The organism is Lysinibacillus sp. NPDC093190 (assembly GCF_050280425.1).
Classification (GTDB): Bacteria; Bacillota; Bacilli; order Bacillales_A; family Planococcaceae; genus Lysinibacillus.
Genome location: NZ_JBNNVG010000008.1, coordinates 20,335 through 38,715, shown reverse-complemented (window position 1 = coordinate 38,715; position 18,381 = coordinate 20,335). Strand labels below are relative to the sequence as shown.

Annotated in this window: 16 protein-coding genes; 11 read left to right on the top strand and 5 right to left on the bottom strand. The window is 37.2% G+C overall.

Annotation, left to right across the window (positions count from 1 at the left end; genetic code table 11):
• Positions 1-12: 12 nt before the first annotated feature.
• From kdpA to kdpC, 3 genes are all read left to right on the top strand, one after another.
• Complete coding sequence (kdpA, locus tag ACQKOF_RS08585; RefSeq protein WP_427555496.1) at positions 13-1,746, top strand: potassium-transporting ATPase subunit KdpA; 1,734 nt, start codon at positions 13-15, stop codon at positions 1,744-1,746.
• 416 nt (positions 1,747-2,162) lie between these two features.
• On the top strand, positions 2,163-4,226 hold the full coding sequence (kdpB, locus tag ACQKOF_RS08580) for a potassium-transporting ATPase subunit KdpB (protein WP_427555494.1): 2,064 nt from the start codon (positions 2,163-2,165) through the stop codon (positions 4,224-4,226).
• An 11-nt stretch (positions 4,227-4,237) separates the two neighbouring features.
• Entirely contained in the window at positions 4,238-4,882 is a 645-nt protein-coding gene (kdpC, locus tag ACQKOF_RS08575) for a potassium-transporting ATPase subunit KdpC (RefSeq protein WP_427555492.1), read from the top strand.
• A 61-nt stretch (positions 4,883-4,943) separates the two neighbouring features.
• On the opposite strand, the gene ACQKOF_RS08570 is transcribed toward kdpC, so the two are convergent.
• Positions 4,944-5,999: a 2,3-butanediol dehydrogenase gene (locus ACQKOF_RS08570; protein ID WP_427555490.1), complete on the bottom strand. Its 1,056-nt coding sequence runs from the start codon at positions 5,997-5,999 to the stop codon at positions 4,944-4,946.
• A gap of 396 nt (positions 6,000-6,395) precedes the next feature.
• On the opposite strand from ACQKOF_RS08570, the gene ACQKOF_RS08565 reads away from it, so the two are divergent.
• Together ACQKOF_RS08565 and ACQKOF_RS08560 are read left to right on the top strand one after the other, a co-directional pair.
• Entirely contained in the window at positions 6,396-7,697 is a 1,302-nt protein-coding gene (locus ACQKOF_RS08565) for a DEAD/DEAH box helicase (protein WP_427555488.1), read from the top strand.
• Between the two features lie 12 nt (positions 7,698-7,709).
• Positions 7,710-8,603, top strand: a complete 894-nt coding sequence (locus ACQKOF_RS08560) for a deoxyribonuclease IV (protein WP_427555486.1) — start codon at positions 7,710-7,712, stop codon at positions 8,601-8,603.
• A gap of 51 nt (positions 8,604-8,654) precedes the next feature.
• Here ACQKOF_RS08560 and ACQKOF_RS08555 read toward each other — a convergent pair whose 3' ends face one another.
• A complete protein-coding gene (locus ACQKOF_RS08555; RefSeq protein ID WP_053484617.1) occupies positions 8,655-8,891 on the bottom strand; it encodes a Nif11 family protein in 237 nt (78 codons plus the stop codon).
• A gap of 229 nt (positions 8,892-9,120) precedes the next feature.
• Between ACQKOF_RS08555 and ACQKOF_RS08550 the strand changes: the two genes are divergently transcribed.
• The 3 genes from ACQKOF_RS08550 to ACQKOF_RS08540 are packed head-to-tail and all read left to right on the top strand — an operon-like array spanning position 9,121 to position 11,164.
• The gene (locus ACQKOF_RS08550) at positions 9,121-9,867 is read left to right on the top strand and encodes a metal ABC transporter ATP-binding protein (RefSeq protein ID WP_053484616.1); all 747 of its coding nucleotides are present in this window, start codon (positions 9,121-9,123) and stop codon (positions 9,865-9,867) included.
• A gap of 14 nt (positions 9,868-9,881) precedes the next feature.
• A complete protein-coding gene (locus tag ACQKOF_RS08545; protein ID WP_370042946.1) occupies positions 9,882-10,745 on the top strand; it encodes a metal ABC transporter permease in 864 nt (287 codons plus the stop codon).
• Positions 10,742-11,164: a Fur family transcriptional regulator gene (locus tag ACQKOF_RS08540; RefSeq protein ID WP_427555482.1), complete on the top strand. Its 423-nt coding sequence runs from the start codon at positions 10,742-10,744 to the stop codon at positions 11,162-11,164. Before ACQKOF_RS08545 ends, ACQKOF_RS08540 begins: the two co-directional genes overlap by 4 nt.
• Before the next feature lie 343 nt (positions 11,165-11,507).
• Here the strand turns inward: ACQKOF_RS08540 and serC are convergent, their stop codons facing one another.
• Complete coding sequence (gene serC, locus ACQKOF_RS08535) at positions 11,508-12,596, bottom strand: 3-phosphoserine/phosphohydroxythreonine transaminase (RefSeq protein WP_427555480.1); 1,089 nt, start codon at positions 12,594-12,596, stop codon at positions 11,508-11,510.
• A gap of 672 nt (positions 12,597-13,268) precedes the next feature.
• Here serC and ACQKOF_RS08530 point away from each other — a divergent pair.
• Entirely contained in the window at positions 13,269-13,808 is a 540-nt protein-coding gene (locus ACQKOF_RS08530) for a hydrolase (protein ID WP_427555478.1), read from the top strand.
• Between the two features lie 33 nt (positions 13,809-13,841).
• On the opposite strand, the gene ACQKOF_RS08525 is transcribed toward ACQKOF_RS08530, so the two are convergent.
• Both ACQKOF_RS08525 and ACQKOF_RS08520 read right to left on the bottom strand, forming a co-directional pair.
• On the bottom strand, positions 13,842-14,351 hold the full coding sequence (locus ACQKOF_RS08525) for a PCYCGC motif-containing (lipo)protein (protein ID WP_427555476.1): 510 nt from the start codon (positions 14,349-14,351) through the stop codon (positions 13,842-13,844).
• Positions 14,352-14,431: 80 nt separating this feature from the next.
• On the bottom strand, positions 14,432-16,744 hold the full coding sequence (locus ACQKOF_RS08520; RefSeq protein WP_427555473.1) for a YhgE/Pip family protein: 2,313 nt from the start codon (positions 16,742-16,744) through the stop codon (positions 14,432-14,434).
• 191 nt (positions 16,745-16,935) lie between these two features.
• On the opposite strand from ACQKOF_RS08520, the gene ACQKOF_RS08515 reads away from it, so the two are divergent.
• Together ACQKOF_RS08515 and ACQKOF_RS08510 are read left to right on the top strand one after the other, a co-directional pair.
• Positions 16,936-17,415, top strand: coding sequence for a thioredoxin family protein (locus ACQKOF_RS08515; RefSeq protein WP_427555470.1), 480 nt, complete (start codon positions 16,936-16,938; stop codon positions 17,413-17,415).
• A gap of 101 nt (positions 17,416-17,516) precedes the next feature.
• On the top strand, positions 17,517-18,218 hold the full coding sequence (locus ACQKOF_RS08510) for an O-linked GlcNAc transferase (protein WP_427555468.1): 702 nt from the start codon (positions 17,517-17,519) through the stop codon (positions 18,216-18,218).
• Positions 18,219-18,381 lie beyond the last annotated feature (163 nt).

The following is an 18,381-nucleotide window of genomic DNA, read 5'->3' as shown; positions in this document are numbered from 1 at the left end:
AGGTATTGCGGTATGTGGCAAATCGCCATCGTATTAATTATTTCTTTACCAATCGTTATTTTAACTGGTCACTATCTATTTCGAGTGACAATGCAACAAAAAACATGGCTTGATCCAATAATGGATAGATTTGATGCAGTTATTTATAAGTTATGTGGCATTAAGCAAGGAGACATGACTGGTAAACAGTATATTCTTTCATTAATTTTGTCGAATGCCTTTATGGTGTTTATTGGATATGTTCTTTTACGAATTCAAGCGATGTTGTTTTTAAACCCAAATGATATTGACAATATGGAAGCAACACTTTCGTTTAATACCATTATTTCATTTATGACGAATACAAATCTTCAGCACTATAGTGGCGAATCAGGACTAAGTTATTTATCACAGATGCTAATCATTATCTTTATGATGTTTACATCTGCAGCTACTGGTTATGCGGCTTGTATGGCGTTCTGCCGTCGTCTCGTTGCTAAAACCGACACTATTGGCAATTTCTTCGTGGATTTTGTGCGTGTTATCACACGTGTGTTAATGCCTATATCTATTGTAGTTGCTATTATTTTAGTATCTCAAGGTTCACCACAAACCTTAAGTGCGAATAAAACGGTACAAACAATAGAAGGTAAATTACAAGATATTGCACTTGGACCTGTAGCTTCTCTTGAATCTATCAAGCATATAGGAACAAATGGTGGTGGCTTTAATGGGGCGAATTCAACAACACCTTTCGAAAACCCAACGGTCATTTCTAATATTGTGGAAATGCTATCTATGATGCTATTACCAGGTGCTTGTGTAGTTGCATTTAGTTTAATGGTTGCATATGGAAAAAGGAAAACTATCTTTGGAAAGCAAGGGCTAGCCATTTTTGTGGCAATGAGTGCGCTATTCCTAGTTGGATTGGTGACGGTGTATGTTGCGGAGAGAGCTGGTAATCCGATCATTAGTGAGCTCGGAATTGCACAGGAGCTTGGTAGTATGGAAGGAAAAGAGATGCGCTTTGGGGTGGCACAATCAGCGTTATTTACGACAGTGACAACTGCTTTTACAACTGGGTCTGTCAACAATATGCATGATACATTAACGCCGCTTGGTGGTCTAGTACCGATGTTTAATATGATGCTAAATGTTGTGTTTGGAGGCAAGGGAGTCGGCCTGATGAACATGATGATGTATGTGTTATTAACAATTTTTATTGCCTGTTTGATGATTGGTCGAACACCTCAGTTTTTAGGTAAGAAAATTGAGGAGAAGGAAATGAAGCTAATTGCGCTTTGTATTCTAATCCATCCTGCTATTATTTTGCTATTTTCAGCACTTGCAGTACTAACACCGTCAGGAGTAGCAGCCATAACGAATCCAGGTGCACATGGTTTATCTCAAGTTCTATATGAATTTGCCTCAGCCTCTGCTAACAATGGCTCAGGTTTTGAAGGATTAGCTGACAACTCAACATTTTGGAATGTGACGACAGGGCTTGCAATGTTCTTCGGACGTTATTTGACGATCATTATTCAACTAGCTATAGCGTCTCTACTTGCGAAAAAAATGTTTCACAGTGATTCGGTGGGAACATTGAGAACAGATAATACTATTTTCACATTTTTACTTGTTGCTATCGTTTTAATGATTGGTGCTCTTACATTTTTACCGGCATTAGCACTCGGGCCAATTACAGAGCACTTACAACTTTATCTTCATTCAGCTGAAGACTCCCGTCTTCTGAATGTGGTGAGATGAATGCGGATGTGGTTCCTTTTAAATAACTACTGAAATAGAGGAACTCAGTCTAAGAACGCCACGTCCTGTGGCAATGACTGAGTGACCAACATCATGCTGCTGACGCTACGTTAGCACTGCGCATTCGCACAGAAAACATTTGCTGCTGCCGCTGCGTTAGCACTACGCTTTCGCACAGAAAACATTTGCTGCTGCCGCTGCGTTAGCACTACGCTTTCGCGCAAAAAACATCTGTTGACCTAAGCCTCCGGCGGATGTCACGGATTTTGAAAGGAATGAATAAAGGATGTTAGCCTAAAACCTTCGCATCCTGCGAAAACGGCTAACTGACCTGCGTCGTGCAGGCCCGGGCACAATTCAAAATCCGGACGCAATTACGCCAAGGCGAAATTGATTTTTAATAAGGAGAGACACCTATGGAAACAGCAAGAAAAGATTTGATGACGGGCAATATGCTAAAAAGCTCGATTCTAGATGCTTTAAAGAAATTTAGTCCACTATATATGCTAAAAAATCCAGTTATGTTTGTAGTAGAAGTAGGGTTTATGTTTGTCCTGCTATTAACCCTCTTTCCGAATATGCTTGGTAGCGGGCTAGGAGAACATGATCGATTGTTTAATGCGATCGTCGCTGTCATTCTTTTTGTAACTATTCTATTTGCAAACTTTGCTGAGTCGATTGCTGAAGGACGAGGAAAGGCACAGGTTCAAACGTTAAAAAATACTAAAACAGTTACACAGGCACGTGTTTTACTTAGTGATGGTTCTGAAATACTTAAACAGGCACATGAATTAAAAAAGGGTGATATTGTTTTAGTTCAGGCAGGAGAGGTTATTCCAAATGATGGAGAAGTCATTGAAGGAATTGCTACAGTTGATGAATCGGCGATAACAGGTGAATCAGCGCCTGTTGTAAAGGAGCGAGGTGGCGATTTTTCATCAGTTACAGGTGGTACGACTGTTACGAGTGATTGGTTGATGATCGAAATTACCTCGATGCCTGGAGAATCTTTTTTAGATAAAATGATCACGCTCATTGAAGGAGCTAGTCGTAAAAAGACACCAAATGAGATAGCACTCAATACACTTTTAGTAAGCTTAACGATTATTTTCTTATTAGTTGTTGTGACACTTTATCCGATGACAACTTATTTAAATGTACCGATTTCTATCGCAACATTAATTGCCCTGACAGTTTGTTTAATTCCTACAACGATTGGTGGATTATTGTCGGCAATCGGTATTGCTGGAATGGATAGGGTTACACAGTTTAACGTTATTGCGATGTCTGGAAGAGCCGTAGAGGCGTGTGGAGATGTAGATACTTTAATCTTAGATAAAACAGGAACTATTACTTACGGAAATCGCATGGCAGCTGAATTTCTCCCAGTAAAAGGGGTGGAAAGTAAAGATTTAATGCAAGCTGCATGGCTTAGTTCTTTAACAGATGATACACCTGAAGGAAAGTCTATTTTGTCACTCGCTTGTGAATTAGGAGTGAATACTGATGATGAAGAAAACATTATCAAATCAAGTGAACATATTCCTTTTACCGCACAGACTCGTATGAGTGGTTTAGATATGAAGGATGGCACAAAAATTCGAAAAGGAGCCTATGATACGATAAAAAAAGAGAGCATAAAGGCAGGTCATAGCATTCCTACAAATTTGGAACAGCTGATTCAACAAGTATCTTCTGTTGGCGGAACACCACTAGTAGTAGCGTTAAACGATAAAATTTTGGGTGTTATTTACTTAAAGGATGTCGTAAAGGCTGGACTTAAGGAACGCTTTGATCAGCTTCGTGCCATGGGCATTAAAACGGTCATGTGTACAGGAGATAATCCATTAACTGCAGCAGCTATCGCTAAGGAAGCTGGAGTAGATAGCTTTATTGCAGAAAGTAAGCCAGAAGATAAAATTCAAGTTATTAAAGATGAGCAGGCACAGGGGAAAGTTGTAGCTATGACTGGTGACGGTACGAATGATGCGCCAGCACTGGCACAGGCGAATGTAGGGCTTGCCATGAATTCAGGAACGAATGCAGCGAAGGAAGCTGCTAATATGGTCGATTTAGATTCAAATCCAACTAAAATTATTGAAGTTGTAGAGATTGGGAAGCAATTGCTGATGACTCGCGGTGCCTTAACAACATTTAGTATTGCAAACGATATCGCAAAATATTTTGCCATTATCCCAGCTATGTTAATGGTTGCTGTCCCTGAGATGAGTGCATTAAACATTATGAATCTCAAATCTCCTTCAAGTGCGATTATTTCTGCTTTAATTTTTAACGCAGTGATCATACCGCTATTAATACCTATTGCAATGAAGGGGGTTAAGTATCAGCCGATGAGTGCTGAAAAATTATTAAATAAAAATTTACTTGTTTATGGCGTTGGCGGTATTATTGCTCCTTTTATTGGTATTAAGTTGATTGATATATTAGTTGGGCCACTATTCCATACGTTTGGTTTATAGGAGGAAGGTATATGCGAAAGTTTTTTGAGAACTCAAAGCAGGCATTACTTATCACAATAACAATGTTCGTTTTATGTGGTTTTATATACCCGTTTGCAGTGACTGCATTAGCCCAAGGGTTATTTCATCATAAAGCAAATGGTAGTTTAATAGAGACGGATGGTGAAGTAGTAGGTTCAGAATTAATCGGTCAAGCTTTTACTACACCGGAATATTTCTGGGGGCGTGTCTCCTCTGTTAACTATAATGTCTATACGAAAGAGGATACGATCCCAGACGAAAATGGCCAGGTGAACTATAGTGGTGTTAGCTCTGGAACTTTTAACTTTGCACCATCCAATCCAAAATTAAAGAAACGAATCGAAGCAGATATTGAGAAGTTTTTACTAGAAAACCCATCCGTAAAACGACAAGACATACCTGCTGATTTAATGACTGCCTCAGGCTCAGGGTTGGATCCACATATTAGTGTGAAGGCAGCAGAAATACAAGTCGAACGAATTGTCCAAGCAAGTGGGCTTTCCAAGGATGAGATTGAAAAAATTATAGAAGTAAATACAGAAAAACGTACGTTAGGAATTTTTGGAGAAAATAAGATGAACTACCTAATGGCCAATCTAGATATTATGAAAAAAATGGAGAAAAAAGAGGGTTAACAAAATCAAAAACAGGTAGAGAAAAGCTTCTTAGTTTTCTCTACCTGTCGCTATAAATAAATTAAGCTTGTGAATTTACAAGGATTTTAATATGATTTTTTTCTTTCATTAGTGCCTCGAAGCCTTCTGTTACGACTTCATCAAGAACAATTCGTTTCGTAACAAGTTTTTCGGCAGGGAAGTAGCCTTGTTTCATTAATTCCATAACGGCTGGGAAAATATCGCGATAAGCAATAATGCCTTTTACAGAACGCTCTGTTAGTACGAGATTGTTAGGTAGAATAGAAGCTGCATTTTCCCAAATCGAAACGATAATTGTTTCACCTTCAAATGTTGTTGAATCAATAGCTTGCTGTAACACTACAGGAACACCAGTTACTTCAAATGCAACATCTACGCCGCCACTTGTTAATTCATGTAGACGAGCTACTGCATCCTCATCTTTAGGATTAATAACTGCTGTAGCGCCAAGCTCTAATGCTTTGGCAGCACGCTCTGCAGAAAGCTCTACCGCATAAATTTCGGCTGCTCCAGCAGCACGCAATGCCTCGATTACAAGAAGACCGATTGGCCCAGTACCAAAGACAGCTGCTGTATCTCCAGCCTTTAGTTTACTTTGACGAACTGCATGTAATGCTACTGCCGCTGGTTCAACAAGTGCACCTTGTTCATAGGAAAGACCCTCTGGCATTTTGTGTACCATTTTTTCATCTACCATTGTATATTCAGAGAAACCTCCGCCACCGCCAGAAAGACCGTGGAACCCTAAGTGTTTACAAATATTGTACTTTCCTTTTTTGCAAGCTGCACATTCGCCACATGCAAGAATAGGTTCTACAACTACAGGATCTCCTACATGTACTTTTGTAACACCTTCGCCAATTTCTACAACTTCACCAGAGAACTCATGTCCCATAACAATTGGCGCAATATCTTTACTTACATAGTGAGGTTGTTCCACTGGAATGAATATTGGACCAGCTGCGTACTCATGTAAATCACTACCACAAATCCCTGTCCAATGTACTTTAATTTTTACTTTTCCAGGTGAAATTACTGGTTCTTCAATGTTTTCTACACGGATGTCTTTTGCTTTATACCATCTTGCTGCTTTCATAATAAGTCAACCTCCTCTAGTATCTTACATTTTTATCGTAACATATGGTAATTCTTCAAGGCATTAGTTAACAATAAATTGACATGAAAAAAACTAATTTTTTACTTTTTTTAACAGCGTTTTAGCACTTCAGTTTGTCGAAAAAATAATAAATATAAAATAAAGTGTATTAAAAAAGGTTGATTTTCACTCCGAATGGGCGCTTTCCATGTCGGACGCAATTACGCCAAGGCAAAATTTATTGCATATTTACTGCATTTCGAGTAACTTTGATAAGGGCTTCGCTACAGTTATGATAAAAATATAAAATTATGTTCATGCTTTAGATAATAGGACGTTAATATACCTACAAGTTGAATCATGATACAATGGGAAAGATGTTAGGAGGAACGAATTATGTCAAAATATACTGATTATAATTTTCAGCCATTTTTGCAGGACGCAATTGCAAGACTTGGCTTTACAGAACCAACGCCGATTCAAAAGGAAATCATTCCGTTACTTTTAAAAGGCAAGAGTGCAATCGGACAAGCACATACAGGGACGGGAAAAACACATAGTTTTTTAATTCCGATTGTACAACGAATTAATGCTGACAAGCAGGAAGTACAAGCTGTTATTACGTCACCTACACGTGAGCTTGCGCAACAGATTTTTGATGCGTTAAATCAATTAATAGAAGGAACAACTATTCAAGCGAAACTATTTATTGGAGGTACGGACAAACAACGCTCCATTGATAAGTTAAAAACCCAACCACAAATTGTTGTCGGGACACCAGGACGTATTCGTGATCTAGTTTCAGCGCAAGCGTTATTTGTGCATACGACGTCAATGTTAGTTGTCGACGAGGCGGATTTAGCCTTCGATATGGGCTTCATAGAAGAAATCGATGGTTTTGCTTCCCAAATGCCAGAAAAGCTTGAAATGTTTGTATTCTCAGCAACAATTCCAGAAAAGCTTCAGCCTTTCTTAAAAAAATATATGGAAGCACCTGTTCATATCCAAATGAACGATAAACGCCCGGTCGCAGAAGGAATTGACTTTGTGCTTGTACCAGTGCGTTCTAAATCACGTAACAAACGTTTGTTGGATGTCATTGAAGGAATCAACCCATTTTTAGCGGTAATTTTCACCAATACACGCAAAACTGCAGAGCATGTTGCAGGCTTCTTAAATGAAAACGGGATTCGTTGTGGTCAAATACATGGTGATTTAAGTCCACGTGATCGTAAGAAGATGATGAAGCAAATTCGAGATTTGGACTATCAATATATCGTTGCAACAGATCTTGCAGCGCGTGGTATCGATATTCAAGGAATTTCACATGTCATTAACTACGAAATTCCAGAGGACTTAGAATTCTTTATTCATCGTGTGGGACGTACAGCGCGTGCAGGGAATAAAGGAACTGCTATCACTTTGTTTGAGCCATCAGATGAGGATGCAGTAGTACGTGTTGAGAAAATGGGCATTCCATTGGTTCAAAAAGATGTAAAAGATGGCGAATGGTCTGAACTAAAAGATCGCCATGCACGTAAAAATCGTGTGAAGCATGAAAATGAAATCGATGCAAAAGCAAAAGCATTAGTGCGTAAGCCGAAAAAAGTAAAACCAGGCTACAAGCGTAATATGAAATGGGAAATGGAAAAAGTTAAAAAACGTGAACGTCGTTTAAAAGCTCGCGGTAAAAAATAAGGAGGCATTCAAATGCTACTTGGATCACATGTTTCAATGAGCGGAAAAGAAATGCTGCTCGGATCAAGTAAAGAGGCCCTTTCATATGGGGCAAATACCTTTATGATTTATACAGGAGCACCGCAAAACACTCGTCGTAAGGCAATTGCTGACCTCAATATTATGAACGGTTTATTACACATGAAAGAGCATGGTATGACGAATATTGTTGTCCATGCTCCATACATTATAAATATTGCGAACACAGAAAAACCTGAAACTTTCCGTCTAGGTGTAGATTTTTTACAAACTGAAATCGAACGTACAGCGGCGTTGGAAGCAACACAAATTGTTTTACATCCAGGTGCCCATGTAGGTGCGGGAGCAGACGCAGGTATTGCCAAGATTATTGAAGGTTTAAACGAAGTATTGTCACAGGATTATCCTGTACAAATCGCATTAGAGACAATGGCGGGAAAGGGAACTGAATGTGGTCGTTCCTTTGAAGAGCTTGCTAAAATTATAGATGGTGTAACACATAATGAGCGTCTTTCAGTATGCTTTGATACATGCCATACTCATGACGCTGGTTATAATATTGTAGAAGATTTTGATGGCGTTTTAAATGAGTTTGATAAACTAATAGGTGTTGATCGTATCAAAGTCCTGCATATCAATGATTCAAAAAATGTCCGTGGTGCAGGAAAAGACCGTCACGAAAATATTGGCTTCGGTCATATTGGCTTTGATGCATTAAAAAATATTGTGCATCATCCACAATTAATGGAGGTTCCTAAAATCCTAGAAACACCATATGTTGCATTAAATAGTGATGCCAAATCAAAATCGGCTCCTTATAAACATGAAATTGAAATGCTTCGTAATGGCGAGTTTAAACCAGAGTTAATCGATGCTCTAAGAGGATAGAATAAAAAGCCCGAAATCAGCTAGCATAAGACTGATTTTCGGGCCTTTCTTTTATTTCGTAAACAATGCAATTAGTTGTCTGGAACGCTTTCTACCTAAAACAGCTTCAACCTCTACAAGAATATCTTTTGGAATACCTAAAAAGAGCCACGTAAATGAGAATTGCTCCAAATAAGGCCGGAGTTTTCTTACTTCAGAAGTAGTAATTTCAAATCCTTCAGCACGTGCAATCGCAACAACTTCCTTATCACTACTTTGTGTTAATTGCTGTAAAAATTGAATACTCAAAGCTAATCCTCCTTTTAAAGTTGTTTAGTTTCTTGAAACAAAATCATTCTTGCGAACGTCGTGACAGCTATGAAAACCTTCACATTAATGTGTCAGAATCAATGTCTATAACAACTTGAAATATTAACAGTAGAATAGCAATCTTATTTTCTTTACAAAAACTGTACTTTCATTTATACTTACAATTTGTAAATCGTAATGATTTTGAATTAGAAAGAAGAGAGCATACATGAAAAAATCATTAATTGATATTGAAAACGTGTCATTTCAATATGACTATACTCAAGTATTAAAAAATATCTCTTTCCGTGTAGAAGAGGGAGATTTTTTAGCACTTCTCGGTCCGAACGGGTCAGGGAAATCTACATTATTAAAAATTATTTTAGGGTTACTAAAACCAATGTCAGGAGAAATAAAGCTATTTGGTGAACCAAGTACGACTTTTAAGCATCGTGAATGGATAGGGTATGTGTCACAAAAATCTAATGCCTTCAATTCAGGGTTTCCAGCAACCGTCCAAGAAGTAGTGAAAAGTGGATTATCCAAAAAATTAGGATTATTTAAAAGACCTGGACGAGATGCGAAAGAAAAAGTGTTAGAAGCATTAAAAGCTGTTGGAATGGAAGCATTTATGAATCGTAATATTGGTGAATTATCTGGTGGGCAACAGCAACGTGTCTTTATTGCAAGAGCATTAGTTAGTGAACCGAGGCTATTAATATTAGATGAACCAACTGTCGGCATTGATCATGAGAATGTGCAGTCATTTTATGATATGCTGGCGAAATTGAATCGGGAACAGGGAATTACAATGATTCTTGTAACACACGATGTTGATACAGTATCGAACCGTATCAGTCATGTGGCATGTTTAAATCAAACAATCCACTTCCACGGTTACAAAAATGAATTTGATACAATTTCTCAGGATGCGCTTGATGCATGGTATGGCCATTCTGTGAGAAAGATTCACTAGAAGGAGAAGGCATAATGATCGAAGCAATTTTTAACTATGAATTTTTACAAAATGCCTTTTTCTCTGGGCTATTAATTGGCATATTGGCACCGCTGCTAGGTGTTTTTATTGTCGTTCGCAGGCTTTCACTTATTGCAGATGCCTTGTCACATGTGACACTGGCAGGTATAGCGGGAAGCTTATATATCAGTCAATCTGTTACAGCCTTGGCAATGCTAAATCCAATTTACTTAGGCATACTGGCCTCTGTCAGTGGTTCAATATTAATTGAGCGTCTTAGACGTTTATATAAGCACTATGAAGAGCTTGCCATTCCAATTATTATGTCAGGTGGGATTGGTATTAGTGCTATATTTATCTCGCTTGCAAGTGGCTTTAGCACGGATTTAATGAGCTATTTATTTGGTTCAGTGTCAGCTGTATCACGTCAGGATTTATGGGTAGTGGTAGGAATTGCTGTCGTTGTTATTATCTTTTTGTTTATATTTTTTAAGGAACTTTTTGTTTTATCTTTCGATGAGGAATATGCAAAAGCTAGCGGTCTGCCTGCACGTTGGATTCATCTCTTATTTATGATTGTTACAGCGCTTGTTATTGCTGCAAGTATGCGCATCGTCGGTATTTTACTGGTATCATCACTTATGACGTTACCAGTGGCTGCTGCAATGCGACTTGCAAAGGGCTTTAAGCAAACAATCATCTATGCAATTGTCTTTGGCGAAGCGGCTGTGTTAATCGGTTTAGTCAGTGCCTTTTATTTAGATTTAGCACCTGGTGGTACAATTGTCGTCACTTCTATCTTAATTTTGTTACTTGTTATACTAGTGAAGAAAATAGTATTTAAAATGGCTACAAAACGGGAGGAGGTAGCGCAGTGAATATTTCTAGAGCGTGGGAAATTTTAAAAGATAACGGCTTTAAAAAAACAGATAAGCGGGAGTTAATATTAGATATGTTTGCAGCAACAGATAAATATCTAACTGCTCGAGACTTATTAGATGTTTTGAAAAAAGATTTTCCAGGTATGAGTTTCGATACGATATATCGCAACCTTGCAACGTTTGTGAAGCTAGGAATATTGGAGGAAACTGAGTTATCTGGGGAGCGAAATTTCCGTATGCATTGTGAGTCTGAACATCATCACCATCATTTTATTTGTATGGATTGCGGCAATGTTAAGGAGCTAAATCTCTGCCCTATGGAAATGCTTGGAGAAAAGCTACCAGACTATGAAATTGAAAATCATAAATTTGAGATCTATGGTAAATGTCCAGAGTGTAAGCATGAAACTCTGTAAAATTTGACATGACAATATTTGAAGAAAGGGGTAGTTTCAAGTGAGGTTTCACTTGGAACTACCCCTTTAATAATAACTATGTTTTTCTAAGTAGCTTCAATGTTAGAGTTATTGCAGGTGTATCAGGTTACAAAGGCCTCCACCAACTATTATTGTGACTCACTCTAATAATCTATGATTTTTGAGTGAAAAGAGATTGGTAATATGTCCGCTAGGCATTTAAAAAGATTTATTTTCTTACATATTGAAAGAAAGGTATTTGCTGCTTTACGGGCATTTATCTTCTGCCGCAAATTAAAAAGACGAATGATTACGTTAAGTAAATCATTCGTCGGTCTTTTTATTATTGATGTTTTTGTTGGAATTCTACCATAAAGTCCCGTAATGCTTCACATGCCTCTAACGGTACAGCGTTGTAAGTAGAAGCACGGCAGCCGCCTACAGAACGGTGTCCATTAAGTCCTACAAATCCTGCTGCTTTTGCTTCAACAAGGAATTGTTTTTCAAGCTCTTCATCAGCAACTCGGAAAGTGATATTCATTAAAGAACGGCTTTCAGGTGTTGCATGACCTGTATAGAATCCGTTGCTATTGTCTATAGCATCATAAATTACTTTTGCTTTTAACTCGTTATGCTTTGCAATTTCAGCAACGCCGCCTTTTGATTCTACCCATTTTAATACTTCACCTAACATATAGATACCAAAAGTTGGAGGTGTATTGTATAAAGAGTTGCTGTCAGCATGCGTTGAATATTTAAGCATTGTAGGAATATTTTTATTCGCTTTCTCTAACAAATCTTTGCGAATAATGACTACTGTTACACCAGAAGGACCAAGATTTTTTTGAGCCCCTGCATAAATAAGACCAAATTTACTTACATCGACTGGTTTAGAAAGAATATCACTAGACATATCGGCAACTAAAGGTACATTACCCGTTTCAGGGAATTCTTTCCATTGTGTACCGTAAATCGTATTGTTTGAAGTGATATGCAAATATGCATCCTCTTCATTGAACTTAATATCTGCTAAAGCTGGGATATTGCGATATTGATTTTCTTTTGTACTAGCAGCTTCTACGGGCTTACCAAATAATTTAGCCTCTTTGAATGCTTTTTCAGACCATGAACCTGATAATACATAGCTTGCTTTTTGATCTGCTTGTAGGAAGTTCATCGGTATCATAGTAAATTGAAGACTAGCTCCACCTTGTAGGAAAAGGACTTCATAGTTTTCTGGGATAGCATAAAGCTTTTTCAATAAAGCAATTGCTTCATTATGTACTTCATCGAAAATGGCACTGCGGTGGCTCATTTCCATAATTGACATGCCTGAGTCACGGAAGTTTACTAATTGTTGTTGGGCTTTTTCTAATACTTCTAGTGGTAGGGCAGATGGGCCTGCGTTAAAATTGTATGCACGTTGTGTCAAAGTGGTACACTCCTTGTTTGGTTTTATAAGGTTAAACCTTAATTATAGGTTTTTTAGCCTCTACTAATTGGTTATTGAATCTATCGGGCCTTTTACAATCAGTTCATAGTCATCTAGCTAACTTTTTTCATTTATAGATAATAGATTAAGCGGAATACTGACCGTTAAAAGCACTTTACTGGATTATAACTCAATTTTCAAGAGAAAAAATAAAATTCTCACTATTCAAGCAGAATAATGACAGGCTCGCAACAAAATGTACACAATTGAGGTAAAATTCATAATAGCGATTTAGGTTTAAATACGAACAAACTGAAAAATGGATGTGCATGTATGAGTTAATATTTCGCGATTTACACATTGCTTAAACATTGGAATTATAAAACGTTCGTGTTTGTTCAAATTGGATTTCTCCTATCAAATATGTGCTCGCTTGTACATTCCACTCCAGAAGGACGTTTTCTGCGGGTGTAGTCTAAGCTCTTATAGGGTATAGATTAATACATTGAGAAGGGATAGTTAGGTAGAGAGAAAGGAACACAAAAAACAGCCAACATTGACTGCTTTTCTAGGACTGATTAAGTTAGATGGCCGAAATTTTTCTAACCTACCACATGAATAGGTAACTTTCGGTATAATGAATTGTGAATACAGATAGAAGGGGTGTTTTAAATGTTTACAATAGAAGAAGTGTGTTTAGTTGTCGTTGATGTACAAGGTAAGTTAGCGACAATTGTTGATGATAGTGAAGCGGTGATTGAAAATGTGGCAAAGCTGGTACAAGCTATGCAAGCATTGGAGGTACCTATTTTATGGCTCGAACAAAATCCTAGTCGTTTAGGTGGGACTGCGTTAAATATTGCTCAGCATATTCAAGGTCAACAACCTATTGCTAAAATGGCTTTTAGTGCTTGCCAGGAACAAGAGTTTGTCGATGCATTGAAAGCAAGTGGGCGTTCTCAATTTATCGTGACAGGTATCGAAACACATATTTGTGTCTATCAAACAGCACGACAGCTAAAAGAACAAGGATTTGAAGTTGAAGTTGTTGCAGATGCAGTGTCCTCCCGTACAAAGGCCAATAAAGAGATCGGGCTTGAGAAAATGAAGGCACTGGGAATTTTACCTACAAGCGTGGAAATGATTTTATACGAGTTACTTCAACATGCAGATCATCCACATTTTAAAACGGTGTTACAACTTGTTAAATAACAAAAAAACTCATCATTATGATGAGTTTTTTTATTAAGCAGGCATATCAGTCGGTGTTGGTTTTGCGTAGCCTTCTTTATAAGTCTCATCAATTGTTTGACGAATTTCTTTCAGGCTCATACCGTCTTTATGCATTTTTGCAGACTGTACAGCAATCTCTAAGCAAACGAGACAACGGGTACCGTGATCGTCCCAGACAATTGTTCCGTCCTCTCGCTTCTCCTGAATAAAGCAGTTTAAATTGCTTTTATGTCCAGCTGATTCACCACATCCACAATAGCATGGTATCCACTCTAAAATTTCTGTAGACTGTCCAGCAATTTGATACACTAAGCGGATATCTTCTGATTTATTATCTAAAAACGATGGTAAAACATCAGCAGATGCAGTTTCCTCCTGAATATCTCCAGAAGCATCTCCATGTTCTTCATGTGAAGCTTCTTTTTGTGCTCCGCTCTGATTTTTTCCAACAACCTGTTTATCGACACCACAAGCACTTAACACGAATAACGACAAAACAAAAATAGATAGAAGTTTTTTCAACAAAAGCGCCTCCTACATGTTTACAATACTTCCATTATAACATCGTTCACTTAAACATTTACAGGAAGCGCAAGTGGAAATTAGTGAAATATATCTAATCCGCGTGTTTTGTTCATGAAAAGTTCCATTTTCTCACTCAGTAATTTTTTCAAGAAGAAACCAAATAGAATGAAAATGAGCCAGAAGAAAGATAAAAAGGCAAGATCAACCCATACCTTTGACCAAATAATACCACCAACTGCTTCTCGCATCATTCCAATTGCATAAGTGAAAGGAAGAAATGGATTTATTATTTGGAAAAAATTAGGTAGTAATTCTACAGGGTATGTGCCACCCGAACCAGCTATTTGCAGCACTAACATGACAATGGCTAACGCTTTTCCAACATTTCCGAATACGGATACTAGCGTATAGACAACTGTAATAAACACTAAACTAATAAATAACCCAAATGGAATAAAGAAGTAAGGAGCACTAATGGATCCATCTAAAATAACAATATCTCCTATTGTAATAATGAGCGTTTGAATAAATGAAAAAGTTGCAAATGTTAATAAACGTCCAAAGTATATTTGGCGAATACTATATTGATTATTGTTGTGAATATCTACAGATAAAAGAGAAATTAATAATAAACAACCAACCCAAATGGAAAGCACAGTGTAAAACGGTGTCATAGCTGTTCCATAATTAGCAATTGGAAACATTCTATGTTCCTCAAGCTTAATAGGCTCCTCAAAGAAATCTCGCTCAGCGTTAACGTCGTTTTTCAATAATTGAACGATTTCAGAAATATCAGCTTCGCTTTCCAATTTTCTCAGCTTGTCTGCAAGAGCTTTAATTTTTGCACTTAAAGCAGGAAAATCTGATTGTACTGTACCAATTGTCTTATTAGCTGTTGCTAACATATTTTTAGCATTTGTTAAACGATCAGTTGCTTGAGGTAGAAGACTTTTTACATTTGTTAGCATGGTTGATGCATTTGTTAACGTATTTTTCGCAGAAGCCAAGGTCGTATGAATTTGTGGCTCTAGGTTATCGTTATAATGGGTAAGGAATTGATGAAGATTGTTTGAAGCATTTTGTGCAACATTTTGAACATCGGCAAGATCTTTTTTTATCGTTTCGACATCAATATTATTTAATTGCTGTACTTTATTAGAGACGTCTGTTAGTAATGTATTTAGCTGATTTAGTGCTGTTAGAGAGCTTAAGGAATAATCGGTTAAACTAGGATTTGCCTGTAAATCTCCACGTATAGCTTCAAGTTGTGCAATAATTTTATTATTAGCTAGCAACGTCTTAACATCTTCAGAATTGCTTTGCTGTAGTGCCGTCAGGATGTTTTGTACTTTGTTTTCAAGTTGTTTACGAGTCGAAGCATCAGCTTGTGTTAATTTTTGAAGTGCTTCAAGTGTTTGGATGCTAGAGTTTACTTTATCACGGGATGCATCCAGTTGATTTCTAATCGTCTCCTTTATTTGTGCAATCGTAGCTGAATCTACATTAGCATTTTGTAGTTTCCCTATTATATCTGTAAATCGTTGAGCAATATTTTGCACAGATTCTAGATCTTTTTTTATGATAGGGGATAGCTGGTTGAACAGTGTATCAGCTTCATTAATCAATGTTAAACCTTGATGGATAGTTGTAAGGCCATCATTTGTTAATTTTTCAACCTCAGGAACTTGGGTAATCGTATGATTAAGTAATGTTTCAGCTTCTTTGCCGCCCTTTGCAGATTTCGTTAAAAATGTTTCAATATCTGGAAGATGATGTTCGATTGTAAAAATGTAATTTTCGAATTTCTTAAAATCTGGAATTTCCTTTTCCATCTCAACACCAACCGTATTAAAAATAGAAAAAAGTGTTCCATTGACAGTTGAGATAAACTCACTAGATACTTGTTGCGTTAGACCACTAGCACCTTTACTTGTAATTTTGGGTGCGATTGGGTTTATTTTTTCATTAACATAATAGTCGATATGCGCTTTAGTAGGCACATTTGACAGGATGGAGGTTAGTTTTTGAGAAAAATCACTAGGGACAACAATAACCGCAAAATAGTTACCGTTTTTTAAATTATCAATGGCTTGTTCATGAGAGGTAAAATCCCAAGTAAAGTTTTGATTGGTACCTAAAGTGTCTACTACCTCGTTACCGACATTAATATCCTCTCCTCTAACATTTGCTCCTGTGTCTTCATTAACAATAGCAATTTTCATGTTGGCTGTATGAGCGTAGGGATCCATAGAGGCATAGATATTGAGCCAAGCGTAAAGAGAAGGTAAAAAAATGAGCCCACCAATAATGACAGCAACTACCCAGTTTGTTAAGATATTATGGATATCACGTTTATAAATTTGAAAAACATTTCGGATAGTGTGTTTCATATTAACCACTCCACATTCGTATTGAGCATTCTATATGTATGTTCCCAAACTTAGGCCAAATTATGTTTGAATTATGGAAAAACTTATTTTCAAAGACTAATTAGTTTACTAGGATTTAAAAACCATTTATAATCAATCGCGAATACACTAAAACTAGGGTTTTTAGTGTGAAAAAGGAGGAACACATTCTAGTGAAAAAATTACTTATTATTGGCTCAGTTATTGTTTTGTTATTTGTGGCAATTATTGTGCTAACAAATGTATCGAACAACAGTAAATTAGCAAGTGCGAATAATCCTTATGGCGACAAAGAACTGAAACAAGAAACAATTGATCAATTGGATGATAAAAATTACCAAAATATTATGTTACCCGATGAGCTCGAAAAAAAATTGGCAGCCGGTGAAGATGTAAATGCTTATTTCTTCAGTCCAGTATGTGTGCACTGTAAAGCTTTTACACCCAAGCTAATGCCTATTGCTAAGGAGCTTGGTGTTGATATTGCCCAAATAAATGTTTATGAATACCAAGATTTATGGGATAAATACCATATTGAAGCGACACCAACTTTTATACGCTTTGAAGGTGGTAAAGAGGTTCAACGTTTTGTAGGTGCGTTATCAGAAGAAGATTTGCGTACATTTTTAAATAAAGAAGTATTAAAAAAATAAGTAAAGCTGAGACTGTATCAAAAGTTATTTTTGATCAGTCTTTTTTATTTTTGTAGTGTATACTAAATATACTGAAGAGTTGTACATTGGAGGAATATTGAATGACAATGGATGATTATTTTTATAATGGTGAGCTAATGAAGTGTTATGAGGCGGCTAAGCAAGTTACAGATGAAAACGAGAAAGCGTTAGCTGATAAATATATTAAATTATTAGAAGAGTATGATTTTGCTAGCTATCCAAAGACTGCACTAGTTGTTGAAACCCAACATGAAGAACGAGCGGATGAAAGTTATCCTGAATCGGATGCCGTGGTCGAAATTCGTGCGATAAAAGATGAAACAGAGTTTTCAAAGCGTGTTAAAGAACTTGAGGATGTAGCGACAACAGGTACTTCAAATGAAAAGGCACAATCATATTTTACCCAAGGTGAACTGTTTTTGTTTGCACATCATTACAACGAGAGTGTCCATTGTTTTAGACAAGCAGTAAAAGAAAACTCGAACAAGGCGTTATATTGGGGGATCACAGGTCAAACGATGCATCGCTTTGGGTGGTTGCCATTCGATGCACTTGGCTACTTAGAGCAAGCTATTAACTTAGATCCAAAAAATGCGCGTTGGAAATGGAATAAAGCACTTGTCCTTATTCAATTAGCGAAGGATTTGCAAATGGCACCGTTTATGGCAAATGCTGCGATTACATTAGAGGAGGCACTAGACGTTTGTGGTGAGCATCAGCGATCATTAAAAGATGCTATACAAAATACAATCGATAATATGGATAGCTATGTATTTTCATAGCAGATAGAAGATGTCTCAAAAGCTGAGGCATCTTTTTTATCTTCATTCAGCACGTGTTTTTTTGTAGCGATACTTTTTATCCCGAAGCCCGATTAGTGAAGATTCATAATCAGTGTAGGATGAAGAACCCCCTCCTACTGATTAAAGTTTCACTTTATTTTAT

Bases quoted from the DNA above. Each gene is read 5' to 3' on its own strand.
- ACQKOF_RS08565 (WP_427555488.1), top strand. From the start codon at position 6,396: ATGTCAAAATATACTGATTATAATTTTCAGCCATTTTTGCAGGACGCA.
- ACQKOF_RS08570 (WP_427555490.1), bottom strand. From the start codon at position 5,999: ATGAAAGCAGCAAGATGGTATAAAGCAAAAGACATCCGTGTAGAAAAC.
- kdpC (WP_427555492.1), top strand. From the start codon at position 4,238: ATGCGAAAGTTTTTTGAGAACTCAAAGCAGGCATTACTTATCACAATA.
- ACQKOF_RS08550 (WP_053484616.1), top strand. From the start codon at position 9,121: ATGAAAAAATCATTAATTGATATTGAAAACGTGTCATTTCAATATGAC.
- ACQKOF_RS08510 (WP_427555468.1), top strand. From the start codon at position 17,517: ATGACAATGGATGATTATTTTTATAATGGTGAGCTAATGAAGTGTTAT.
- ACQKOF_RS08520 (WP_427555473.1), bottom strand. From the start codon at position 16,744: ATGAAACACACTATCCGAAATGTTTTTCAAATTTATAAACGTGATATC.
- ACQKOF_RS08545 (WP_370042946.1), top strand. From the start codon at position 9,882: ATGATCGAAGCAATTTTTAACTATGAATTTTTACAAAATGCCTTTTTC.
- kdpB (WP_427555494.1), top strand. From the start codon at position 2,163: ATGGAAACAGCAAGAAAAGATTTGATGACGGGCAATATGCTAAAAAGC.
- kdpA (WP_427555496.1), top strand. From the start codon at position 13: ATGTGGCAAATCGCCATCGTATTAATTATTTCTTTACCAATCGTTATT.
- ACQKOF_RS08530 (WP_427555478.1), top strand. From the start codon at position 13,269: ATGTTTACAATAGAAGAAGTGTGTTTAGTTGTCGTTGATGTACAAGGT.
- ACQKOF_RS08560 (WP_427555486.1), top strand. From the start codon at position 7,710: ATGCTACTTGGATCACATGTTTCAATGAGCGGAAAAGAAATGCTGCTC.